General features: G+C 65.9%; 1 protein-coding gene and 1 pseudogene. One reads left to right on the top strand and one right to left on the bottom strand.

What is annotated here, in order from left to right:
- Positions 1 to 85: pseudogene (locus tag ABT085_RS46455) on the top strand (IS5/IS1182 family transposase); the annotation flags it as partial.
- A 56-nt stretch (positions 86 to 141) separates the two neighbouring features.
- On the opposite strand, the gene ABT085_RS46450 reads toward ABT085_RS46455, so the two are convergent.
- Positions 142 to 720 carry a hypothetical protein gene (locus ABT085_RS46450; protein WP_351623287.1) on the bottom strand — a complete coding sequence of 193 codons (579 nt, stop codon included), beginning with the start codon at positions 718 to 720 and terminating at the stop codon, positions 142 to 144.
- Positions 721 to 1287: the final 567 nt, after the last annotated feature.

Genomic DNA, 1287 nt, shown 5'->3' with positions numbered 1-1287 from the left:
CCTGCGCAAGCTGCGATGTTCCACGACTCGCATCACCAGCCTGGTTCAGGCCGTCCTCACCCTGCATCTGACCTGCTCAAACTGAGGTTGGAAACCTCTCAGTGCCTTCCAGATCTTCCAAAACCGCAACGAGATCCCCCGTCAAGGTCCTGGCGAATCCTGGGCGGCCGAACCCGACCGTCCGAGATCCCCGACAAGGTCGACCTGAAAATTCCTGCTCATCCGGCTCCGGGCCGCCATGGCCACCCACAGAGAGAAATTGCCGGCCTTTTCGGTGCAGCCCTCGGTATCAACCGAAGCCGACGGCACAGCCGAGAGGTACAGCCGTCCGGGGCAGGTCAGCCGCCTGTTCCGACTTCCTATGATCCACACGAATCTCCCCACCTGCAGTCTCGGATCCGGGACCGCCAGCCATCCGCCGCGGGACACCACCCGCACATCGAGAGCCCGCAAAAGATCCGCCCACCCCGGAGCGGTCAGGAAATACACCTGACGGCACCAGGAGTCCCACAGCACGGGACCGACCGGGCTCACCGCACGGAGCAGACCCAGGTACGCCCGATACCCTCTCACCTCGGAGAATCTGACCGCATCCCAGGACGCCCCGGCCGCGAGCACAGTCATTCCGTCCCCACCCGCACGCCAGTCGTCGAATACCCTTTCCCGGTCGTCGGACATTTCTGCGAGCCATGCCGCCAAATCCGAGGCGGTCGAGATCATCGATCCCTCCCGGTCTGTACCTCTCTCCATGAACGCGAACCAACCGACCATAGCATCACGAATGCCCAGATCGGCAGAGGGCGGATGACGCACGGATACGGCATCTGTTCCCGTCCGGACGAAGCCCGGACCTCCAAATTCAGGCACCTTCCCGGAAGCATCCATGCCGCACGGAACAGAACCCGCGAAACAAGGGCCAGGAAGTGTCAGGAATTCTTGAACATCTTCCCATTTCAGTTTTCGCCTGCCGGTCCGGGCCGGCAGGCATTCTCCGTCCGCGGGCACCCGCCCCGGGAAGGGAGCATCAGAAGGACTCAGGAGGCGCCGGCGCCGCAGCGGCACCCCCCTGCGGCGATCCGGTGGGCGCACCGGCCGGGCCGCAAGCGACACACCCAGGCGATACAGGACGAGAACTTCTGCGCAGAACAGCACTCCGGCGGCCCGCCGGCCGATGCACCGTCAGCGCCGGGGGCGCGGCCCTCCGATCGCCCCGGGCCGGTCACGAACATCGCGCCGGCCGGGCAGGAGCGCCCCTGCGCCCCACGGCGCAGGCTGCGCGCCTTCTCG

Origin of the sequence: Streptomyces sp. NPDC002265 (assembly GCF_040296125.1) — a bacterium.
GTDB lineage: Bacteria > Actinomycetota > Actinomycetes > Streptomycetales > Streptomycetaceae > Streptomyces.
The sequence above is the reverse complement of the archived record's forward strand: the minus strand, read 5'-3'. Positions and strand labels throughout refer to the sequence as shown.